Source organism: Pseudomonas sp. UM16 (assembly GCF_050312595.1).
Lineage (GTDB): Bacteria > Pseudomonadota > Gammaproteobacteria > Pseudomonadales > Pseudomonadaceae > Aquipseudomonas.
In genome coordinates this window covers 1-217 of record NZ_JBNPJT010000109.1, presented here as the reverse complement: position 1 = coordinate 217, position 217 = coordinate 1, and the positions used below count along the sequence as shown (strand labels likewise).

Genomic DNA, 217 nt, shown 5'->3' with positions numbered 1-217 from the left:
GGCCAATTGCCACCAACGCTCAACCATTAATCTGTACTGAGCGGCACGTTAACTTTCGCCTTAATAAAAGGCACACCTGGGGACAAAAAAGGCCTGATAAGTTCCGCCACTTTTTCTTTTTGCTTTCGCTTGCAAAAAACATTTAGACTCCAATTAGTTACAAAGTCATCCCCCTCTAGGATGACGCTGTACTTCAAATCAACGACTTCTCGATTGG

The 217-nt window shown here is 43.8% G+C and carries 1 pseudogene; it reads right to left on the bottom strand.

From position 1 onward, the window contains the following. Window positions 1-26 precede the first annotated feature (26 nt). Window positions 27-217 (bottom strand): annotated as a pseudogene (locus ACQRAX_RS25785) (hypothetical protein); the annotation flags it as partial.